At 49.5% G+C, this 1,485-nt stretch carries 1 protein-coding gene; it reads left to right on the plus strand.

Annotation, left to right across the window (positions count from 1 at the left end):
* Positions 1-196: 196 nt before the first annotated feature.
* Positions 197-1,387, plus strand: coding sequence for an FAD-dependent monooxygenase (locus VF724_RS21165; protein ID WP_371756218.1), 1,191 nt, complete (start codon positions 197-199; stop codon positions 1,385-1,387).
* Positions 1,388-1,485 lie beyond the last annotated feature (98 nt).

A 1,485-nucleotide genomic window follows, 5' to 3' on the forward strand; every position in this document is an offset into this window, starting at 1 on the left:
CTTCTTCAACTCTGCTCTAGTCAATGTCAATGTCTCCTGTCCCATAGTGACATTATCTCAGAACAGTTACAGGGTGACATTATCACAGCACAACGACAAATGGGATGACCTATGTTGACATTCCAAAAAAATTGGAATAAAATAGTATAAGCGATTTTATGTTGATTGAATATTCAATCTAAAAAGGGGTATCCAAATGAAAAAATACAATGCGGACGTTGTTATTGTCGGAGCGGGACCTGCTGGAGCGTTTCTGAGCTATTTGTTGGCAAGGGAAGGAGTCCGAACGGTGCTGGTTGAACGTCATGCCGAACTGGACAGGGAATTTCGCGGCGAGCATTTGCATGATGATGTAGCGAAAATGCTGAAAAAATACGGACTTTTTGCCAAGATCGAAGCCGAAGGGATACTGCCGATGAAAAAAATCGAATTTTTCAACGGACGTCGCAGGGTCATGTCCATTACCCCCGATTTGTTCGGTATCGAGCACGTCGGCATTCATTTCCCGCACAGGCACATGCTGAGCGTCCTGGTGGAAGAAGCGGATTCAACCGGTTCCTTCGAGCTGCTGATGAAGACGACGGTTACCGGTTTGCTGTCGGAAAACGGGCAGATTACGGGGGTGAAGGCAAGACGGGCAGGCGAGGAATTGGAGATCGGCGCCCGTATTGTCGTCGGGGCGGACGGAAGATTTTCCGCCGTCCGCTCGTATGCGCATATTCCGGTTGAAATCCGCAAGCATGGCTATGATGTGTTGTGGGCCAAAATTCCCACACCGGCGAATTGGGAGCCGACGATGCGTATGGTGCTCGTGAACAACACGCAAATCAGTCTGTTTGCGAGTACCGGCGGTTACGTGCAAATCGGCTGGCAGATAGCGGAAGGCTCTTTTCCGGAGCTGAGCAAGACGAGCTTTGCGCCTTTTATCGAAATGCTGATCAAATCGGCGCCGGAGCTTGAACCTTATGTTTCGGAGCATATTCGCAACTGGAGTGATTTCGTTTGTCTGCCCGTGCAAAGCTGTGTATGCGAGACTTGGGTGAAAAACGGGCTCGTGCTGATTGGAGACGCGGCTCATACCATGAGTCCGGCGGGCGGCATCGGCGTGAACGCGGCGATGAAGGACGCGGATGTGTTGGTAGGGGTCTTGACGGGGGCAATTCGCAGAGGAGACTGCTCGGAAGCCAATTTAAAAGCATTTGAGGATGCCCGCCGGGAAGAGATTGGCAGAATGCAGGAAGGGCAAATCCGTCAGGAAAAATCGCTGCAAAAATTAAACAGCAGCAAAGTGCTCATGCATCTTTTCTACTGGAATATGCGCGTTCTGGACAAAATGCCGTGGAAAGGCAAGCTGTTTGCCAAAATGTATACGGCGCAAAAACATTAAAGGAGCTATTCCTGTAATGAATTAAAATGCGGTTTGCAAAACAAAAAGCGCCTCCTGTATGCTGGGTCATGGAATGCTGTACATTCACTGCCCTAATT

It is taken from the genome of Ferviditalea candida (assembly GCF_035282765.1).
GTDB lineage: Bacteria > Bacillota > Bacilli > Paenibacillales > KCTC-25726 > Ferviditalea > Ferviditalea candida.